Source organism: Paenarthrobacter sp. NPDC057355 (genome assembly GCF_042667405.1).
In the GTDB taxonomy this organism is placed as follows: Bacteria; Actinomycetota; Actinomycetes; order Actinomycetales; family Micrococcaceae; genus Arthrobacter.
Genome location: NZ_JBHVAL010000003.1, coordinates 96,293 through 112,801 on the forward strand (window position 1 = coordinate 96,293; position 16,509 = coordinate 112,801).

General features: G+C 60.2%; 24 protein-coding genes. 5 read left to right on the forward strand and 19 right to left on the reverse strand.

Features of this window, described 5'->3' with window-relative positions; translation table 11 throughout:
* Nucleotides 1–14: 14 nt before the first annotated feature.
* The 5 genes from ACFUOZ_RS05955 to ACFUOZ_RS05975 form a co-directional block, all read right to left on the reverse strand.
* Nucleotides 15–647 carry a DinB family protein gene (locus tag ACFUOZ_RS05955; RefSeq protein ID WP_377545730.1) on the reverse strand — a complete coding sequence of 211 codons (633 nt, stop codon included), beginning with the start codon at nucleotides 645–647 and terminating at the stop codon, nucleotides 15–17.
* 50 nt (nucleotides 648–697) lie between these two features.
* Nucleotides 698–1,051, reverse strand: a complete 354-nt coding sequence (locus ACFUOZ_RS05960) for a hypothetical protein (RefSeq protein ID WP_377545732.1) — start codon at nucleotides 1,049–1,051, stop codon at nucleotides 698–700.
* Nucleotides 1,052–1,197: 146 nt separating this feature from the next.
* Entirely contained in the window at nucleotides 1,198–1,590 is a 393-nt protein-coding gene (locus ACFUOZ_RS05965) for a TNT domain-containing protein (protein ID WP_377545734.1), read from the reverse strand.
* Between the two features lie 30 nt (nucleotides 1,591–1,620).
* Nucleotides 1,621–2,133, reverse strand: a complete 513-nt coding sequence (locus ACFUOZ_RS05970) for an Imm61 family immunity protein (RefSeq protein WP_377545736.1) — start codon at nucleotides 2,131–2,133, stop codon at nucleotides 1,621–1,623.
* Between the two features lie 68 nt (nucleotides 2,134–2,201).
* Entirely contained in the window at nucleotides 2,202–2,672 is a 471-nt protein-coding gene (locus tag ACFUOZ_RS05975) for a hypothetical protein (RefSeq protein WP_377545738.1), read from the reverse strand.
* Here ACFUOZ_RS05975 and ACFUOZ_RS05980 point away from each other — a divergent pair.
* Nucleotides 2,671–2,853 carry a hypothetical protein gene (locus ACFUOZ_RS05980; RefSeq protein WP_377545740.1) on the forward strand — a complete coding sequence of 61 codons (183 nt, stop codon included), beginning with the start codon at nucleotides 2,671–2,673 and terminating at the stop codon, nucleotides 2,851–2,853. The two genes, ACFUOZ_RS05975 and ACFUOZ_RS05980, sit on opposite strands and share 2 nt — an antisense overlap.
* Nucleotides 2,854–3,347: 494 nt before the next feature.
* Here ACFUOZ_RS05980 and ACFUOZ_RS05985 read toward each other — a convergent pair whose 3' ends face one another.
* The 4 genes from ACFUOZ_RS05985 to ACFUOZ_RS06000 all read right to left on the reverse strand — a co-directional run bounded on the left by ACFUOZ_RS05985 (nucleotide 3,348) and on the right by ACFUOZ_RS06000 (nucleotide 8,154).
* Nucleotides 3,348–4,115, reverse strand: a complete 768-nt coding sequence (locus tag ACFUOZ_RS05985; RefSeq protein WP_377545742.1) for a hypothetical protein — start codon at nucleotides 4,113–4,115, stop codon at nucleotides 3,348–3,350.
* Nucleotides 4,116–4,623: 508 nt separating this feature from the next.
* On the reverse strand, nucleotides 4,624–5,391 hold the full coding sequence (locus tag ACFUOZ_RS05990) for a hypothetical protein (RefSeq protein ID WP_377545744.1): 768 nt from the start codon (nucleotides 5,389–5,391) through the stop codon (nucleotides 4,624–4,626).
* Nucleotides 5,392–5,440: 49 nt separating this feature from the next.
* Complete coding sequence (locus ACFUOZ_RS05995) at nucleotides 5,441–5,989, reverse strand: hypothetical protein (RefSeq protein WP_377545746.1); 549 nt, start codon at nucleotides 5,987–5,989, stop codon at nucleotides 5,441–5,443.
* Between the two features lie 233 nt (nucleotides 5,990–6,222).
* Entirely contained in the window at nucleotides 6,223–8,154 is a 1,932-nt protein-coding gene (locus ACFUOZ_RS06000; protein ID WP_377545748.1) for a hypothetical protein, read from the reverse strand.
* Nucleotides 8,155–8,572: 418 nt separating this feature from the next.
* On the opposite strand from ACFUOZ_RS06000, the gene ACFUOZ_RS06005 reads away from it, so the two are divergent.
* The gene (locus ACFUOZ_RS06005) at nucleotides 8,573–9,040 is read left to right on the forward strand and encodes a nuclear transport factor 2 family protein (protein ID WP_262275810.1); all 468 of its coding nucleotides are present in this window, start codon (nucleotides 8,573–8,575) and stop codon (nucleotides 9,038–9,040) included.
* The gene (locus tag ACFUOZ_RS06010; RefSeq protein WP_377545750.1) at nucleotides 9,040–9,606 is read left to right on the forward strand and encodes a TetR/AcrR family transcriptional regulator; all 567 of its coding nucleotides are present in this window, start codon (nucleotides 9,040–9,042) and stop codon (nucleotides 9,604–9,606) included. The genes ACFUOZ_RS06005 and ACFUOZ_RS06010 overlap by 1 nt, the downstream gene beginning before the upstream one ends.
* Nucleotides 9,607–9,682: 76 nt before the next feature.
* Here ACFUOZ_RS06010 and ACFUOZ_RS06015 read toward each other — a convergent pair whose 3' ends face one another.
* The 3 genes from ACFUOZ_RS06015 to ACFUOZ_RS06025 all read right to left on the reverse strand — a co-directional run bounded on the left by ACFUOZ_RS06015 (nucleotide 9,683) and on the right by ACFUOZ_RS06025 (nucleotide 10,517).
* Nucleotides 9,683–10,003 (reverse strand): hypothetical protein, encoded by a 321-nt coding sequence (locus ACFUOZ_RS06015; protein WP_377545752.1) that lies wholly within the window; start codon nucleotides 10,001–10,003, stop codon nucleotides 9,683–9,685.
* Nucleotides 9,996–10,154: a hypothetical protein gene (locus ACFUOZ_RS06020; RefSeq protein ID WP_377545754.1), complete on the reverse strand. Its 159-nt coding sequence runs from the start codon at nucleotides 10,152–10,154 to the stop codon at nucleotides 9,996–9,998. The genes ACFUOZ_RS06015 and ACFUOZ_RS06020 overlap by 8 nt, the downstream gene beginning before the upstream one ends.
* A gap of 111 nt (nucleotides 10,155–10,265) precedes the next feature.
* Nucleotides 10,266–10,517 (reverse strand): hypothetical protein, encoded by a 252-nt coding sequence (locus tag ACFUOZ_RS06025; protein WP_377545756.1) that lies wholly within the window; start codon nucleotides 10,515–10,517, stop codon nucleotides 10,266–10,268.
* Nucleotides 10,518–10,637: 120 nt separating this feature from the next.
* On the opposite strand from ACFUOZ_RS06025, the gene ACFUOZ_RS06030 reads away from it, so the two are divergent.
* Nucleotides 10,638–12,101: a YdiU family protein gene (locus ACFUOZ_RS06030; RefSeq protein ID WP_377545758.1), complete on the forward strand. Its 1,464-nt coding sequence runs from the start codon at nucleotides 10,638–10,640 to the stop codon at nucleotides 12,099–12,101.
* A gap of 60 nt (nucleotides 12,102–12,161) precedes the next feature.
* Here ACFUOZ_RS06030 and ACFUOZ_RS06035 read toward each other — a convergent pair whose 3' ends face one another.
* From ACFUOZ_RS06035 to ACFUOZ_RS06060, 6 genes are all read right to left on the reverse strand, one after another.
* Nucleotides 12,162–12,341 (reverse strand): hypothetical protein, encoded by a 180-nt coding sequence (locus tag ACFUOZ_RS06035; RefSeq protein ID WP_377545760.1) that lies wholly within the window; start codon nucleotides 12,339–12,341, stop codon nucleotides 12,162–12,164.
* A gap of 147 nt (nucleotides 12,342–12,488) precedes the next feature.
* Nucleotides 12,489–12,896 carry a MarR family winged helix-turn-helix transcriptional regulator gene (locus ACFUOZ_RS06040; RefSeq protein ID WP_377545762.1) on the reverse strand — a complete coding sequence of 136 codons (408 nt, stop codon included), beginning with the start codon at nucleotides 12,894–12,896 and terminating at the stop codon, nucleotides 12,489–12,491.
* Nucleotides 12,897–13,011: 115 nt separating this feature from the next.
* Entirely contained in the window at nucleotides 13,012–13,290 is a 279-nt protein-coding gene (locus tag ACFUOZ_RS06045; RefSeq protein WP_377545764.1) for a winged helix-turn-helix transcriptional regulator, read from the reverse strand.
* Entirely contained in the window at nucleotides 13,287–13,691 is a 405-nt protein-coding gene (locus tag ACFUOZ_RS06050) for a VOC family protein (protein WP_377545766.1), read from the reverse strand. The genes ACFUOZ_RS06045 and ACFUOZ_RS06050 overlap by 4 nt, the downstream gene beginning before the upstream one ends.
* A 340-nt stretch (nucleotides 13,692–14,031) precedes the next feature.
* Nucleotides 14,032–14,499, reverse strand: coding sequence for a hypothetical protein (locus ACFUOZ_RS06055; RefSeq protein ID WP_377545768.1), 468 nt, complete (start codon nucleotides 14,497–14,499; stop codon nucleotides 14,032–14,034).
* 165 nt (nucleotides 14,500–14,664) lie between these two features.
* Nucleotides 14,665–15,246, reverse strand: a complete 582-nt coding sequence (locus ACFUOZ_RS06060) for a DUF1349 domain-containing protein (protein ID WP_377545770.1) — start codon at nucleotides 15,244–15,246, stop codon at nucleotides 14,665–14,667.
* Between the two features lie 148 nt (nucleotides 15,247–15,394).
* Between ACFUOZ_RS06060 and ACFUOZ_RS06065 the strand changes: the two genes are divergently transcribed.
* Complete coding sequence (locus ACFUOZ_RS06065; RefSeq protein ID WP_377545772.1) at nucleotides 15,395–15,775, forward strand: STAS/SEC14 domain-containing protein; 381 nt, start codon at nucleotides 15,395–15,397, stop codon at nucleotides 15,773–15,775.
* On the opposite strand, the gene ACFUOZ_RS06070 is transcribed toward ACFUOZ_RS06065, so the two are convergent.
* Entirely contained in the window at nucleotides 15,772–16,509 is a 738-nt protein-coding gene (locus tag ACFUOZ_RS06070; RefSeq protein WP_377545774.1) for a GAF and ANTAR domain-containing protein, read from the reverse strand. The two genes, ACFUOZ_RS06065 and ACFUOZ_RS06070, sit on opposite strands and share 4 nt — an antisense overlap.

The following is a 16,509-nucleotide window of genomic DNA, read 5'->3' on the forward strand; positions in this document are numbered from 1 at the left end:
CAGTCCTGGAGTGTCTATTCCCCGTCGGCCAGCTCTTGCAGACGTAGCTGCTGCTCTTCCCACTGACCCGGAGTGAGGTCGGGAATATTAGGTGCGGACGGACGCAGGCCTACGAAACCGTCCAACTGCTCGCGAACGATGTCCAGGTGTCCGGCGTGACGGTGGGATTCGGCGATCATGTGTACCAAAAGGCGTTCCACCGTAGTGTTCCGGTGCTTTATCCACCACTCCACTACGGCCGGTGAATTCAGCTCAACTTCGTCGAGCACCGCATCGGCCGCGTCGATCGTCTCGCGATAGATTTTTACCGCATCGGCAAGCGTCATACCCGGCGGCGGGAGGAAGTCTGCCTGAGCATCATCGGCTTCGATAACGTGCCTTATGACTGCGTTCTCAATCTCCCGTCCAAGACACGAAATGAAGTATTGGGATTCGGTGACGGCCAGGTGGAGCAGCAAGCCCATGACATGGGTGCCTGTTGGAGTCAGGGGAGTACGCGCCTGGGCATCACTCAGACCCTCGCATTTCCACAAGATTGCTTCCCGGGCGTCATTCAGATACTCACGAAGTTGTGCCCGTCTGTCATCCTTGCCCAGGTTTGAGCTGAAGTTGCCCGCAACCATCGCACCATCTTTTTCGGCAGTCATCTATGTCCTCGTCAGAGCGCTGGTTCCGTGTTGTCGTTGTCGTGCGGACGCTAGGTTAGCGGTTGGAAGGGGGAGTCTTCCTGCAGATTCATGGCCCTCCACAGGTCGTATGGCCGCATATGGGCGAAATAGGAAAATTCAACGAGGGTGATCATCCTACCGGTCCGTTCGGGGGTGTCGGCCGTGGATTGCAGCAGCCATGTGCCGTCCGGTGATTGCGAGACGGTAAAGCCTGGCGCTGCCTTGTGGGGACCTATAGGTACAGGTGTGGGAATGAGGTACGGCTGGTGCTCACGACGGCGGAAGAGATTGGTGAAACAATAGAGGAGTGCCAGCTCGATATCGACGATGGATTGAGACGTGAAGAATACGTCTTCTTCCCGTGATCGTTCTGCTCGGCTCACGATGAATCGGTTCCTCTGCCTGCCGAAGGTAGATCTTGACTTCTCCGCCGAGGGAGTACAGGCACCATGAGCCATCTTGTGATGTAACGATCGAATAGCCGGCGGCGTTGATCGTTTCCAGCAATCGATCAATCATGGGTTTTATGTCATTGCTCATAGATCAAGACTCCTGACTTTATGAGTTCTTCCACGGTCAGGAGGGAACGCCTGTCATCGAAGAAAAGTACTTGGACCGCGCCCCCGCTTCGTCCGAAATGGGGTGCCACGACGCAGGTTTCTACTATCCAACCATCCGCGCCTTCGGGCCAGGCGTCGGCTAGCCGGTACCGTGAGTAAGGTAATTCGAGATCACTGACCGGGAGCGAACGAGCTTCGAAGCTGTATGGCTCACCGCCGTTGAGTGCATAGAGGTGTGAACCGTCCTCGAATCCAACTCGGTCGAGAACGTGGCCGAATTCGTACCTGAATTGCAATAGGTCTCTTGTCTCGCGACGGCTCGCGCTGACGGCACCGTCATTTGGCGGATAGCTGTTCCACATGTGGGCAAAGGATCCTTTTTTAAATTGGACTCAAATATTACTATCTTCGACAAAAAATGGGCTCTTCCCATGCGGCGCCAAGCACGCTTCAACTAGATCATCGGGTGTCAATGCGGCATAGTGTGAGAATTCGACCAGATCCACATCATTTCCAAAGCTTATGGCGCCAGTGTGCTGGTCAATCAGCTGCGAGTTTCGGCCATGGCCTGTTAACACAAAGCCGGGTGCAACTTTTTCGCGAGTGACGGGAATCGGCACAGTAAGGAGCAGCGGTAGATTCTTGGAGAAGCGTGCATTCATACAAATCTGGTAGAGGAGATACTTCTCCATGTTTGATGCCAGTGATGTTACGAAGACATCATTTTCAGGCTGGCCTCTATGGGAGACGCCCAAAACGAAGGCTCCATTGCGAATCTTGAGGTGCTGACGAACATCACCCATGGTCAAGAACCAAGTTTTGTCCGAGGGGTTGGAACTCACCCCGATACCGGTGTCCCCGGCAAATTTCATGATGCGTGCAACAAGAGCTTCTAAGAAATCCATATGATACTCATTTTAACAAAACTCCTCTGCGCAATAGCTCAAGGACCGGCACCTCGACGCCCGTTGCATCACGAACCAGCACTTGGAGTGCTCCTCCTTTCGCCTGCAGCGGCGGCTTTGCTGCTGATGGACCCTGCTTTGAGGCCCGCGCCTGATCCCCCTCCGACCAGCATGGAGGCGACATCGAATGTGGTGGCGCCCGCGGCGTGCCACGGGTCGGTGCCCCATTCGTCGTAGTGGATGGTTTCTTTGATAAGGCTGGTAGTGGTTTGCAGGGCTTGGACGTCGTTGGCGGTCATGTCTTTGCCGCCGCTTGCGATGACGTTTTTGGTGGTCAGGACAGCACCGCCGAGCGCGAACAGGCTGTGCCAGGCCATGGCTTGCTTGTTGCGGTAGGTGGTGCCAAGGAGTGTGTGCAGGCCTTGGCCGGCACCGATCAGGGAGCTGACGAATCCTTGGCCCGCCGTCGCAGTGACCTCCGCGAACCGCCACGTCGCAGAGCGTCTGGCCAAAATGCGCAACGACAACATCATGGCCATGGCGGAAGTACTTATCCGCGACCGTGACGCCGGCAGGATCCCCCCGGACACGGACACCCATGCCATGGCTGGTTTTGTTGGAGCGACGCTGCAGGGAATGAGCCAGCAAGCCCGCGACGGCGCCAGTAAAGAGGACCTTCTCCGCATCGCCCACTACGCCATCAGCGCCATCGGAGCCTGATTAGCGACACAGGGTCGACGGCGGCAGCGTCCGACGGCGGTCGCGTCACCGGCCGCTTGTGCTTGCCCGGGGTTAGGCTGGGTTTTTGTAAGTTTTGGGGGAATGAATGAGACGTGGCTGGACGCTTTGCTGCGCAATGATCTTCCTGTTGGCTCTGTCCTCATGTGCCCGGCCCAGCATCGAGGAACTGGGACGAATCGCATCGCATACTCGTTCGGTTGGGACGCAGATGGAAACTTTTACGCTGACCGGTACTATCGCGAACACTTAACCACCAGCGGGGGTTTGTGGGCTGAGCAGCGAACTGTCAACGTCTGTGTGCGATACACGGCAAAAGCCGAAGGTCCGGTCATGGCATCGGTTGCGTGTCCGGATGAGCCGCCGTTTACTGAGCGGGTCGACGAGCAGGTGGTCATTCCATGAGGGTCCGCTTCACGCAGCCGATTTTGGCCTGTATGAATGTTACTGCGACCCGATTTTTCGCCTTATCGAACCTATCCGGTAGTTCGGTCGTTCGATATGCCTGTGTTGAGTGCTCGGAGTGCGGTTTCGTATTTTTGAACAGCGTCCAAAGTCCAGTTCTTCAGGACCGCCAATGTTCCCCCTCGTAGCGGGCGCAGGTCGACAAGGGGGCCTTCCGGGAGGACGTAGACAGCCTCGTTGGCAAAGTAGGTGACAACCCCAACTGGTGGATACCAGGTGGGCTGGTCCCGGTTTTTCTTGGATATTGCGGAGCTGAAGAGGCCACCCCTCTCGGGGTGCCAGAGGTCGAAGAGAAACACCAAGCAGTCTACTAGGGCTTCCCTGTTCGGAATCGTCGCCTGCCTGAAGGTGAGTTTCAGAGAGTTGCTGGAAGGGGAGTCACTCGCTCCATCACCAATCGATAAATGAAAGGGGCTTACACTGCGCTTACTCCCTTTTAGAAAAGAGATTAACTGAAGGAAGTAACCTGACCCCTGATAGAATTTTCCCGCATCATCCTTGCGGGCCCCGGATTTCACTAGGGAAGTTGCTTCATCAATGTTTCGGGGTAGAGTGTCTCCGCCCGCGGTGGCCGGAGCAGTTCGGGTGACAGTGATCCATTCCATAGGCCTTGGATCGAGCCGCTCCAGGACCGAAACGCAGGCAAGGATTGTCGCAGCAATCTCATGTGCCGAATCGGCCCTTATGCCCAACTGGAGCCTGAGACTCAGCGAGCCCAAGGCTGGATCAAAGATCGTATGACCGTCCTCTCGCAGTGTATTGCCCTCGTCGTAACCCATTGGTCTAGCCTTTCATTGGTATGAACTTTAGAGGGGTCGATGATTCCGGCTCCACGGAGAATACGTGCTGGCGGCGGTGACGCACAAGATGCCAGATATATCAAGACTTTGATTTCAAATTCAAGCCACTAGTTTGTGCGCCACCCTCCTGCAATTTCTGCTTTAGCCAATCTGGAATCATATCCTCACAGCGGGGTTCTTTTCCTGATCCCGGACGTAGGCAGCGCTACCGACGGGGAAATCCCACTCAGGCTTTTCGTCATAGATTCATGCTGACTGGAAGGCATACTTGCCATCCAAGTTGTTTTCGACGAAGGGTCTAGGGTCGTCGCTCGGCATTCAGGGACGTCATACGACTGCCCGTGATTTCAAGTCCGCGCTGCAGGGTTCCGCCGGTCAGTGAACTCCTGGATCCACTCGACAGTCTCGCTAGGATCGAAGAACTTCTTGCCGATTCATGCGAAGACGCCGGGTGGTGCCCCTTTTTACTGTCATCGCCGGCGCGAACTCAGCCCGACGCGCGGCCGTTCGGGATGCCTGCATTGACCTTCCTGAAGGCGGCCTCGTACTCCTGAACGGCTTCCAGGCTCCATGTCTTCAGGACTGCCAGGTTGCCTCCCCTCAGCGGACGCAGATCAACCAAGGGGTCTTCCGGGAGGACATAGCCGGCGTCGTGGGCAAAGTAGGTAAGCACTCCGACTGGTGGATACCAGACGGGCTGATCCCGGTTTTTCTTGGTTATTGCAGAGCACGAGATACCGCCACGGGTGGGTTTCCAGAGGTCTATGAGTGCTGCCACGGAATCAACGAGGACCTCACGCCCGGAGACCACCGCTTCGTCAAATCTGAGGGACAGGGGGTCACTGGATTTTACATCTTGCTCACCGTCGCTCGCCGAGATCTGGAATGGGCATACACGTCGGGCACTTCCCGCGAGAAAACCGAGTACTAGTATGTAATAACCCCAGCTTGGGCTGAAATGGCCCGCATCATATTTACGGGCTCCGTCCTCCACGCTCAGTGCCAACTCCCTGTGGGTGCGGGGTAGAGTGTTGTCACGGCCAAGCCGCTGGTCGGAATAGTTGACATGAAGCCATTCCATCGGGCGCCTATCCAAGCCCTCCAGGACCTCAAGGGTGGACATTAACCTCGCCGCGATGTCGTCCGGACCCGCCTCACGTCCACCCAACTGGAGCCCAAGAGAAATTCGCTTTAGAGCGGGATCGAACAAGCCAGCTGCAGCACTACCTATCGCATCGTATTCTTCGGCAATCATCTATGTCATCGTCCTAGTGGCAGGTAGTTGAGCTAGTCGGAGCTTATGCTCACTTCTTCCCGCTGTAGGCGTCGCTGCGTGGCATGCCAATGTTGACGGCCCTGAACGCTTCGCCGTACGTAAGGACGGCTTCCAAGGACCATTCCTTGAGTACGGCCAGCACCCCATGTGGCAGCTGATGCAGGTCAACGAGGTCGTCATCCGGAAGGTTGTAGCCACTGCCTGTTGCTGTGAACGTTAGAGCGCCTATAGGCGGGTACCAGTTTTGTTCCGTGCGCCTCCGCCGGCTTACTTCGTAACCGAAGATGCCGCCGTGGGTGGGCCGCCAGACCTCCACCAAAGAAGCAAAACAGCTCACGAGGGCGTCCCGACCGAGAATTTGCGCGTTCTCAAACGTCAACGTGAACGAATCGCTGGAAGGCCCGTCGTGCGTTCCGTCACTGATGGCGGCGTGAAAGGGGCTTGAACGCCGTTGGGTACCTCTGACGTAGGAAATGAGTTGCACGAAATAGCCCCAGCTTGGGTGAAAGTTCCCAGCGTCATCCTTCCGTGCCCCGGCAGCAACAAGCCGTTCCAGCTGCTCGATATCCTGCTCCACATAGACTTTCCCGGGAAACTGCTGACCGGGCTGGGGGAGCCCAACCCACTCTATTGGACGTGTATCGAGCCGTTCGAGGATCGGGAATGTTGCTAAAATTCTTGCCGCGACATCCCGAGGGGACGCCTCCCGCCCACCCAATTGCAAGTCGAGATCGATATCATCCAAAGCTGAGTCGAAGAGATCTGTCGAAACGGTGCCTGCCACGTCGCCCTCCTTATGTTGAATCAAAATTAGCCCTCCCTTGGAGCGAACGTCACGTCTACTGTGACACTAACGCGGTTACGTTCGAGGTACCGTGTCACGGCTTTTTCCATCATCAGGGCAAGTTCCTTGTTCTGAGTGAAAAGCCATTCGAGGTGGGCACCCGGAGCCTTCGCCTCCAGCACTTGGATCTGACGTCGGGCAGTATTCTGGACCCAGTCGTTGATTGCCGTTGTAACGGCCTGGTCCCGAAGATAGAGACCGTCATAGACTCCTTTAAATAGAAGGTCGTAGTTGCCCTTAACTTCTTGGAATACTTCCACAGGCGGGTGCCCGCGCCACAGGTGTCCGTCGAATTCAACCTTTCCGACTGAACCATCTGACTTGATGTAGTCCACAACATATTCGAGAAGGTAGCCCTTCGGGCCAGTGGCCGTGACACCGGTTCCGAATATTTGGTCCGGGACGCCTTTGTCGTTTCTTCCCCCCGGTTCAGCCCAGGTACCCGGTCCTCCGTCGGTGTCGCCGATGGTTGGTTGGAGGTCGGGGTGGCGTCCGGGGAGGGAGTGGTCTCCGAGGGTGTGGTCGAAGATGCTGGGGACGGGTTCTGGGGCTGGCTGGGCCTTGGCGCCTGCTGCGCTAGTCTCGTCGACCTTGGCCAGCCACGGGGTTTCTGCCGCTGGTGTGGGGGTTTGGTGGGGTATTCCGGCGTGGGCGGGTTGTGGTCCGTCGAGGGTTTGGTTGAGTTTGGCGAGTCCGGTGTCGAGCTTTTCGAGGGCGGCTCCGATGCCGTTGTTCCAGAGGGCGGTACGGGCTTTGGCCAGCTTCGCGGTGACCGCTGCGGTGGTTTCGCCAAGGGCTGCGCGGGCGGCGCCGGTGAGTTCTGCCGCGCTTTTGGACAGGACGAGGGCCTTCTCGCCGGCAGCGGCGGCTTTGCTGCTGATGGACCCTGCTTTGAGGCCCGCGCCGGTGCCGCCCGCGAGGAGTGAGGCGACGTCGAAGGTCGTGGCGCCCGCGGCGTGCCACGGGTCGGTGCCCCATTCGTCGTAGTGGATGGTTTCTTTGGCCAGTCCGGCGGTGGTTTGCAGGGCTTGGGCGTCCTGGGCGGTCATGTTTTTGCCGCCGCTTGCGATGACGTTTTTGGTGGTCAGGACAGCACCGCCGAGCGCGAACAGGCTGTGCCAGGCGAGGACTTGCTTGTTGCGGTCGGTGGTGCCCAGAAGGGTGTGCAGGCCCTGGCCGGCGCCGATCAGGGCGCTGACGAATCCTTGGCCCGCTGATCCGAGGCCTCCCAGGCGCAGGGACACGTTCGGTGGTCCCCACGGCAGGTCGGGGAGTTTCTCGTCGGTTCCGAAGAAGTGCTGGACGTGGTTGAACGCGTTGGAGAGCAGGTCGGTGGAGTTGTTGAGGTTGGACCGTGGGATCCTCGCGGCGGTGTAGCTTTGCCCGCAGGTCAGGGCGCTGAGTTCGGTGGCGCAGGCCGCGTCGGAGTCGAGGATGGCTTGGGCCAGGGCGCTGGCTTTGTCCATGGTCTCGCGGTGCCGGTCGACGATGTTCAGGTTTGATTGCCAGTCATCGTTGGCCAGGATGGTGGCGTCCAGCGCCTGGATGTCGGCGCGGAGGGTGTTGATGCGTTGTTTCAGTTCCCGGGCCCGGTCCGCGTACGCGGCCAGGGTGGTCGCGGCTTTCCCGGTCAGGGCGGCCAGGTCGCGGGATTGGGTGAACACCGGCCCGAAACCGGCCAGGACTTGCCCGGCTTCGGGGGCTTCGTAAGCGCCGGAAAGCCCGGCCCAGGACCGCGCGGCGTCATTGATCCCGGAATGGACCGCTTCACCGGAGGTGGCCAGGGCACGGGCCTGGGTGTCCAGGGCCTCGGGGTCCGGCAGGGGAGGCAACCCGTCCATGCTGATCCCCGACGGCCCCGCAGTAGAGGTGCAGACATCGGTGAAATCCACGCTCATGAGGCGGTGCCAGTGGTCGATGTTGCGGGCGCACGGGCAGGCAGGTGTTCAACGGCCATGGATTCTCCCCCAAAACGAAGTACTCGATTGGGCCAAACCGTAAGCACGGAAAACACGGTCTAGGTGCTCAAAGAGCCCACACCTAGTCCCATTCGCACCAAATTAGGTGGTGGAAGCACCAACACTTAGTCCTGGACCGGCTCATCTAGGTGGTGAACCAGTCCGGCCGCCAGGTGGCATACGACGGCGGCCGGCTGACTCCGCAGGGCGGCCGCGCCTCAGGTGCGGGCCGTCTCAGACCCGCGGGCCGCCGTCGTCAACTTGCCCCAAGGGATTGACGACAGTTTCCCCAAGCTTGTACCGTTTAGTACAAGCTGTACCAAGTGGTACAACTTGAATCTTCCGAAGGAGATCCGTCATGTCTCGTCCCCCTTTCCCTCCGTACACCGAAGAGACCGCTATTCAGAAGGTCCGTGCAGCTGAGGATGGCTGGAACACCCGGGACCCTGAGCGCATTTCCCTCGCGTACAGCGAGGACAGCTGGTGGCGTAATCGCTCGACGTTTGTGCAGGGTCGGGCCGCTATCGTCGAGTTTCTCGCCGATAAGTGGGAGCGCGAGCTCGACTATCGGCTCATCAAGGAGCTGTGGGCCTACACGGATGACGTCATCGCCGTCCGCTTCGCGTACGAGTACCATGACTCCACAGGCCAGTGGTTCCGCGCTTACGGCAACGAGAACTGGCACTTCGACAAGGATGGACTCATGACGCACCGGCACGCGAGCATTAACGACCTGGCCATTGACGAGGCCGAGCGTAAGTTCTTCTGGGACACCTCCGGACCCCGTCCTGCGGATCACCCTGGCCTGAGCGAACTCGGACTGTAATGCCACGCACCCTTCTTGAACGCTCGGATGCCGTCCGCGCCCTCGCCGGTGTTTTCCGCCGGCGAGGGTTTGAGAGCAGCTCGCTGTCTGTAATCCAGCAGGAAGCCGGCATCGGGCGGGGCAGTCTGTACCACTTCTTCCCGGATGGGAAAACAGACATGGCCAGGGCGGTTCTTGACCAGGTGAGCGACTGGTTCGAGGATGAGGTTTTCGCACCGCTTCGCTCCTCAACTGACGCCGCCGAAGCGGTCTCTGCGATGACGAAGGCGGTCTCTGACTACTTCGCTACCCGCGAGAACGTCTGCCTGTTCGCCGCAATGACACTCGGTGAAGAGAAGGAGACGTTCGCCGGCGAGGTCAGGACATATTTCGCGGATTGGGTCGACGCGTTGACCGAACTGCTTCAGCGCGGCGGGCTCAGCCCCCGGGACGCTCATGCGAACGCATTGGACGCCGTTGCGGTGATCCAGGGTGGACTAATCCTTACCCGCGCCTACAGCGACGAAACTACATTCCTGGGGGTCATGGAGCGCGTCGAGCGTCGCCTCCTCGCGCAGCTCAGCTGACCCCCGGACGCGCAGCCAGATCTCAATTCTTGTAACCAACGTGAGGGTCAGGGCCTATGAGACGGCGGACTAGGTCCTACTCTTCTTCGTTCTCCTGCGCTGCACGCTGTCGAAGAACCTGCCGATCTTCCCAGAGCCTGGCGCCCATGAAGGCGCCTCCACCAATTCCAACGAGGGCAGTCACAGCCAAGACCACCAGACTTGAATTTCCTTTTCCGAGAACCGAGAGCACCAACCACGCGGCAGGCACACCAGCAGCGGTAACTCCGGCCGCAAAAAGGAAAACAAACAATGGCTTCTTCATGCGTAGATCTCCCTGTGTCATACCAGCCATCGAGTCGCCATAGTCATGTTGTGCAGCCTTTTGGGTCGCCTCTTTAGGGAAACTCTCAGCCATCCTCTGATCGCGCTGCCCTCTTCAGCTCAGCGATCCGCAGCCTTAAGAAGATGATGGTCAAGACCAAGGCATACAAAGCCAGGACGGTTACCGCGATTGCGAAGACAACGTACAGAATGCCGATGATTCCGAAGGCTGGACTTAAATTCATTGATTCCCCCAAGAGTCGTTGGTGCCTAATGCTAGGCAGGCCACCAGTCGTTCTGCTGGACGCAGGAAGGTGTGTCAGCAGACGGCAGCCGAACGGAAGGTCCGTCCGCCCCTAAATGTTGAACGGCCGCATCACTACCAGCATGAAAATCGCCAGCACAATGTCCAGCACCGCCAGCACGATCCCGGGGGTAGCTTTGACTCCCTGGACCTCCGCCTTGCGGGCAAAGATAAAGGCCGCGATTCCCAACGGAATGCCCAGGATGAACAACCCAATGACGCCCAGGATGATCGACGTCTTCTTGTATGACCGGCCGAGCCTTCTTTGAATTTCGATCTCAGTGGAGTCTGTTGCAGTCGTCATGGTTTCCCCCTGTTTTCTTGGTATTCGGCTTGAAGAATAACCCGCGAAGCCCCAACTCATGCAGCCCGTGTCCCTAAGCAGCCTTACCACCCCCACCCAAAACCGCCCTATCCTTAATTGATGAGCCACTCCGCCGAATCCACCATCGCCTTCGAGGGTCAGTTCGCCCGCGACTTCCCCGAGCTGGCCATTCCGTGGCGCGCGGAGGAGGCCCCGGATCCTCAGCTCCTGCTGCTCAACCAGCCACTCGCCGTCGAACTTGGTTTTGATCCTGACTTCCTGCGGAGCCCGGAGGGTGTGCGGCTGCTGATCGGCAATGACCTCCCGGAGACTGCAACCCCTGTTGCGCAGGGTTATGCGGGCCACCAGTTCGGCTGGTATTCGCCGCGGTTGGGCGATGGGCGGGCTCTCCTTCTGGGTGAGGTTGCCGGTGCTGACGGGAAGCTGCGCGATATCCACCTGAAGGGTTCCGGCCGGACACCGTTCGCGCGGAACGGTGATGGCCGGGCCGTCGTCGGGCCCATGCTGCGCGAGTACATCGTTAGCGAGGCGATGCACGCCCTGAACATTCCCACCACCAGGTCCTTGGCGGTCGTTGCCACTGGCCGATCCGTCCCGCGCGAGACGGTCCTGCCAGGCGCGGTCCTCACCCGCGTGGCCAGCAGCCACATCCGGGTCGGCAGCTTCCAGTACGTGAGGGCCAGCAACGACATCGAACTGCTGCGCCGCCTTGCCGACCATGCAATCGAACGCCACCACCCGTCGTCGAGCACTGAAGAGAACCCGTATCTCGCCCTCCTCAAGAACGTCATAGCGGTCCAGGCGCGGCTCGTGGCCCAGTGGATGCTGGTCGGATTCGTCCACGGCGTGATGAACACGGACAACATGACGGTGTCCGGCGAAACCATCGATTACGGTCCGTGCGCCTTCATCGACGGTTTCGATCCCGGGGCGGTCTACAGCTCCATCGATGAGCAGGGCCGCTACGCCTACCGCAACCAGCCGCTGGTGGCCGAGTGGAACCTCGCCCGGTTCGCCGAGTCGCTGGCGCCACTGATCCACGAGGATGAGGAGCAAGCGGTGGCGCTCGCGGTGGAGGCGCTGGGCGGCTTCCGTCAGCAGTACAGCGCAGCCTGGTTCAGCGGCATGCAGGCCAAGCTTGGGCTGCCTGAGGGGATGGACGACGCCGGTGCGTCGCCTTTGGTGGATGACCTCCTTGAGTTGGTGAAGGAGGCCCGCGCCGATTACACCTCGTTCTTCCGTAACCTCAGCAAGGCTGCCCGGGGCAACGCGGAACCCGTCCGAGGCGCGGTTCTTGACCTCCCTGCCTTCGATGACTGGCTGCAGCGGTGGCGGGCTGTGGGGCCGGATGCTGATGCCATGGACCGGGTGAATCCCATCTACATTCCGCGCAATCACCTGGTGGAAGAAGCCCTTGACGCTGCGACGGCCGGCGACACAGGCCCGACGGCGGCACTGCTTGAGGCGCTCGCTTCACCTTTCGTTGAACGCCCTGGTTTGGAGAAGTTCGCGACTCCGGCGCCGGAGAGCTTTGGTCCCTACCGGACGTTCTGCGGCACCTGAGTTAAATGCCAAGGGCAAGCGTCCCGGACGGGATCGCTTGCCCTTGGTGCGTCTATTGCCTTAGCTCCAGACGGCCCGGACCACCATGTCTGCACCCGCAGCAAGGTGGTTTCCTGTGTGCCCGGCGTCGAGGACGCAGACGTCCTCGGACTCGGGTGGGCCGGTGGATACCAGGCATTCTGATGCCTGGAAGCTGAGAAGGTCTACGGGGAGGCTGTCGCCTATGTTGAGTTGAGTCATGATGCCCTTTTTTGCTTGTCCGGGCATCGCTCTGGTTCGCTGGCCCGGGATTTGGAGAGAGTTCTCCTGTGGACGCCGGACTTCATCAGCGGATAACTCCATACTGCCTTGTTGGGCGACTCACGTCCACGTGGGCTGCCACTTGGCCTAGCCGATCTCGGTTTCCCGCACGATTGCCATCAGTTCCTTGCGCAAGGTTTCGGAGTCCAAATTGACGTTTTCCAGTACTGCATTCTCCAGGCCGTGCGATTGCTCCAGCAGCTCCTTGCCCCGGGCGGTGATCGAGACCAGCTGGCCGCGGCGGTCGAAGCGGTTGGCTTCCCGGACAACGAAGCCCCGTAATTCGAGCCTCGTGAGAAGCGGCCCGATGGTCTGGGCCTGGACGCGGATGTTCTGGGCAAGTTTCCCGGGCGCGATTGGCCCCGCGGAAGCAACGGCGTCGAGTGTCAGGACCGCCGGATAGGTCAGTCCCAGTGGGCGTAGTTTCTCGTTCCAAGCAAGTTCCACCAGCCGTGCCGCAGTGGACAGCAACCGGCTGGTCGGCCAACGTTCCATATCAGGCATTCAGGCACCCCCGGCCTTGTCGCTAATGATCAGGTTGCTTATTACATTACATGAATTGCAGCCCGGGGGGAGTTGTTCAGCTCACGTATGCGCTGGTGGGCGGGGGTTACTCGGCGTCGGCCCAGCGCGCGAGCGCCTCAATCGCCTCGCGCAACGCGAGCCCGCGTTCGGTCAGCGCATAGGCGCGGGTGTTGTGCTTGAGGGGCAGGCGGGACAGGACGCCGGCAGCCTCGAGCTCACGCAGCCTGGTTGCGAGAATGTTGGTGGGCACGCCGAGGTCGCGCTGCAGATCGCCGTACCGCTGTGGCCCGTCGAGCAGTCGTTCCACGATGAGCAGGGCCCAGCGTGCTCCGACTTTGTCGAGTGCCGCGGCGAGGTCGCTCACGCGGTCGGTTCGGTTTCCGGCTTCATCCAGAAAGGCGAGTAGTGGTAGCCGTCGGGGTCATCGAATTGTCGCTGGTACATGAAGGGGTAGTCGTCGGTGTCGCCGATCCGGCCGCCGGCAGATCCGGCGCGTTCGGTGATTTCGTCGACCGCCTCGCGGCTTCCGAGGTCGAAGGATACGGTGACTTTCGACGGCGTGTCGGGTCCGCCGACCAGTTCCTCGAAACCGCCTACGCTCGCGTACATCTCGCGGCTTCCCAGCATGACGTACTGCTCGGGCGCGATCTCGAAGCATGAGACGTTGTGGTCTGACATCTTGGCGTTGAGGGTCCAGCCAAGGGCGGTGTAGAAGGCAGTGGAGCGTTCAACGCTCTCAACGGGGCAGGTGATAAAGAGGCTCATGCGGCCCATACTTGCAAAATGCAAGTGCTCCGTCAAGGGTTGGTCGCCAAAAGAAACCCTGAGTTTCCCTAGCCGCCGCCCCCTCCCGTTGGGCCTCCCCACGAGCTGAAGTCGCCGTGGATTCCTGTGCTGCGTTCGTCGTCATCCTTGCCGCAATGACGGCAACGTACATACCGGGTTCCGTCGTCGGCGTGCTCGGTATGCCATTGGTGGCGAATATTCAGTTTGCAAAGCAGGGTCTGGATCATGACGCCTCCGATTCAATCGCAGGACTCTGTACATCCAATAGTGGCCCTGCGTACACCGGAACGACATAACAATCTCAGTGTGCCCCTGGGAATCAGGACAGTTCGTACGCCGGCCGTCCGCCGTTTCGCTCGCCACTGTGCACCTGCAGCGCCCGGCGCATGGCTTGGCGGTTTTCTTCCACGGCTTCCAGTTGGCCGGCGACGCGGTAGAGGTCAGCGGCCCATTGGAACTCGTCGGCCGCGGACCGGAAGCGGGCTTCGTCAAAGAGACGACGGCCAATGTGGTGGCGTACGTACGCTTCCTCTTCAGGGTTACGGACAGTCCGCAGTGCCTTTTCGTGAAGCACTGCGGCGTCGTGCCAGTGGTACTGCCGTTGGTAGATCTGGGCAAGGACCAGGAGCAGCTCGCGGCGATCTGATGAGTCGGAGTCGGGCAGCAGCTTGAGGCCTTCGTCCAGGGCTTGGCTGTCACGTCGCAGCAGGCCCAGGTACCTCACGCGCTCCACAGGTGGACAGTCGCCTTCCAGTGCAGCTTCCAGTGCGGCGCGGTTGATCACCACGTCGCGGAATGTCGAAGGGTCAGTACGCCAAAGACTTGCAGTATCTTCCACCGTGATTTGCCCCCCATAGGACTGTTACGGAGCCGACTGGTTCGCAACCGCCGTCGACGGCAAGTTGCGGAAGTCTCCATAATCTCATGAAGTCCCCACCCCGCAAGTCAGGCGTCAGTGAAGCTGGCTGTCCGGGGGAGAAGCGCGCCACGAATGGAAGGGAACGGTCAGGCCAGCTCGCGTGGGGGCGCAGACGAGAGGCCCGGCAAATGCGGTCAGTTCAGGTGCGAAAGGCACCACACGGACCAGCTGAAGTTCGCCAGACCCTGCGGCTGCGCGGATGGTCAGGGCGTCACCGGAGCGGCTGACGCGCACGCGGACCCGGCCACCATTCCACTCCGGGACAGGTGCCAGCGACCAGTCCGAGAAGCGGTTGGTGACCACCGCGCCCAATTGAGCGGCGCCGTCGGCAAATTCCACGCCCGCCTTGACCCAATGTTCGGCACTGACGCGAACGAAAATCCCCGCCTGGTCGAACTGCTCCGAGAACGCGGCGGTGAACTCAACCTCCATGGCGCTGTCCTGCGGAAACGGGGCCAGCAGCGCGTGTTCGGTGTCGTGCACGAAACCGTAGGAGGTGACACGCCAGGCGTCGCTGCTTTCAGCTGCGGTCACCAGCAGGTCTGTTTCATGCTCGACGACGGCGGCTGGCTGGTTGGTCCACTCGCCGCGGTTCCACGGGATGTCGGTACTCACTGTGCTCCTTCATGTGCGGAATCGGGCAGGTAGTTCGCTCGTTGTCATAGGCAAAAGGTGAGTACAGGCTACCCGTGCGGAAGCCGGACAATTGCCCTTTACTGAGTTCAGTGGATCCACGCCGCAGCAGGACGCAAGGAGGTGCAGGATGGACCGGATCGAGTTGGACGACAGTGTCCTTAGTCTCGAGCACGGACTCCTGCATTTGGTGTGGAACCACGGTGTGAGCATCGACGGCGGCAATGCCCGGGCGGCCATGGATGCCGTCAATAAGCTTGCCCATGGCCGGTCGTTGCCGCTGCTGGTGGACATGGCTGCCACGGCGTTCTTGAGTCACCAGGCGCGGGAGATCTTCGAAGAACCGTGCGCCGCGTCGAGGATTGCACTGCTTGGCGAGAGCCCCGTGGACCGAACCGTGGTCCAGTTTCAGCTCCAAACCAGCCACATCCCGTGCCCCACCAGGTTCTTCAGGTCGCGGCCTGAGGCCTTGGCCTGGCTTACGGAAGCGGTGCAAGCAATCCCGGGCTAGTCCTCGAAGTTCATCTTGGCGTCGGCGCTTCCGGCCACCTTTTCCACAACTTCCTCGGCCACCGTGCGGAGCTTCTGGTTGCGGTGGCTGGAGGCCTGCGTCAAAAGCCGGAATGCTTCGTCTTGGCTGATGCGGCTTTGGGCCATGATCACACCACAAGCCAAGTCAATTGCGGTCCTGCTGGCCATCGCAGCTTTGAGGTCTGCATTGAGCTGTTCCATGGTCTCGATCCGGATGGCGAGGCGCAGGGTGCTCCCGGCAACGGCGGCGAATGCTGCTGCTTCCTTGATGACATCGTCAGTGAAGAGGCCCGGCGCCGGGGCGAAGAAGTTCAGCACGGCCTCGGACGTTTCTCCCAGCAGCAGGGGCACGCCAAGGGCACTGCGGCAGCCGTGTTGGGCAAGGAGCTTGCTGTATTCGGGCCAGTTCGTGTCAGTTTCGACGTCGGCAAGGAGAACCGGCCGCCCTTTGTCCAGTGCTTCCAGGCACGGGCCTTCCCCGATGGACTGCTCGAGGTTGTCCAGCTCCACCGCCTTCGCGCTGCTGCCGGCAACAGTTGCAGTGCGCTTACGACGGCGAAGGGTCACCGCGCAATCGATGGCAACCCCGATGCTGTGGCTGATGGCAGTTGCGGCGAATCCGGTGAGGCCATCGAGGGTCCCTTTGATGTCCGCGGAGCCGGCTACGAGTTCGTGCAGCCCGCGGATGTGCTCCCCATGATCAAAGGTCTCCAT

Coding starts and splice junctions, on each gene's coding strand:
- ACFUOZ_RS05955 (WP_377545730.1), bottom strand. CDS start 647: ATGACTGCCGAAAAAGATGGTGCGATGGTTGCGGGCAACTTCAGCTCA.
- ACFUOZ_RS06010 (WP_377545750.1), top strand. CDS start 9,040: ATGCCACGCACCCTTCTTGAACGCTCGGATGCCGTCCGCGCCCTCGCC.
- ACFUOZ_RS06020 (WP_377545754.1), bottom strand. CDS start 10,154: ATGAATTTAAGTCCAGCCTTCGGAATCATCGGCATTCTGTACGTTGTC.
- ACFUOZ_RS06000 (WP_377545748.1), bottom strand. CDS start 8,154: ATGAGCGTGGATTTCACCGATGTCTGCACCTCTACTGCGGGGCCGTCG.
- ACFUOZ_RS06015 (WP_377545752.1), bottom strand. CDS start 10,003: ATGGCTGAGAGTTTCCCTAAAGAGGCGACCCAAAAGGCTGCACAACAT.
- ACFUOZ_RS05970 (WP_377545736.1), bottom strand. CDS start 2,133: ATGGATTTCTTAGAAGCTCTTGTTGCACGCATCATGAAATTTGCCGGG.
- ACFUOZ_RS05965 (WP_377545734.1), bottom strand. CDS start 1,590: ATGTGGAACAGCTATCCGCCAAATGACGGTGCCGTCAGCGCGAGCCGT.
- ACFUOZ_RS06025 (WP_377545756.1), bottom strand. CDS start 10,517: ATGACGACTGCAACAGACTCCACTGAGATCGAAATTCAAAGAAGGCTC.
- ACFUOZ_RS05990 (WP_377545744.1), bottom strand. CDS start 5,391: ATGATTGCCGAAGAATACGATGCGATAGGTAGTGCTGCAGCTGGCTTG.
- ACFUOZ_RS06005 (WP_262275810.1), top strand. CDS start 8,573: ATGTCTCGTCCCCCTTTCCCTCCGTACACCGAAGAGACCGCTATTCAG.
- ACFUOZ_RS06065 (WP_377545772.1), top strand. CDS start 15,395: ATGGACCGGATCGAGTTGGACGACAGTGTCCTTAGTCTCGAGCACGGA.
- ACFUOZ_RS05985 (WP_377545742.1), bottom strand. CDS start 4,115: ATGGGTTACGACGAGGGCAATACACTGCGAGAGGACGGTCATACGATC.
- ACFUOZ_RS06035 (WP_377545760.1), bottom strand. CDS start 12,341: ATGACTCAACTCAACATAGGCGACAGCCTCCCCGTAGACCTTCTCAGC.
- ACFUOZ_RS06050 (WP_377545766.1), bottom strand. CDS start 13,691: ATGAGCCTCTTTATCACCTGCCCCGTTGAGAGCGTTGAACGCTCCACT.
- ACFUOZ_RS06040 (WP_377545762.1), bottom strand. CDS start 12,896: ATGGAACGTTGGCCGACCAGCCGGTTGCTGTCCACTGCGGCACGGCTG.
- ACFUOZ_RS06070 (WP_377545774.1), bottom strand. CDS start 16,509: ATGGAGACCTTTGATCATGGGGAGCACATCCGCGGGCTGCACGAACTC.
- ACFUOZ_RS05980 (WP_377545740.1), top strand. CDS start 2,671: ATGGCGGAAGTACTTATCCGCGACCGTGACGCCGGCAGGATCCCCCCG.
- ACFUOZ_RS06030 (WP_377545758.1), top strand. CDS start 10,638: ATGAGCCACTCCGCCGAATCCACCATCGCCTTCGAGGGTCAGTTCGCC.
- ACFUOZ_RS05975 (WP_377545738.1), bottom strand. CDS start 2,672: ATGGCCATGATGTTGTCGTTGCGCATTTTGGCCAGACGCTCTGCGACG.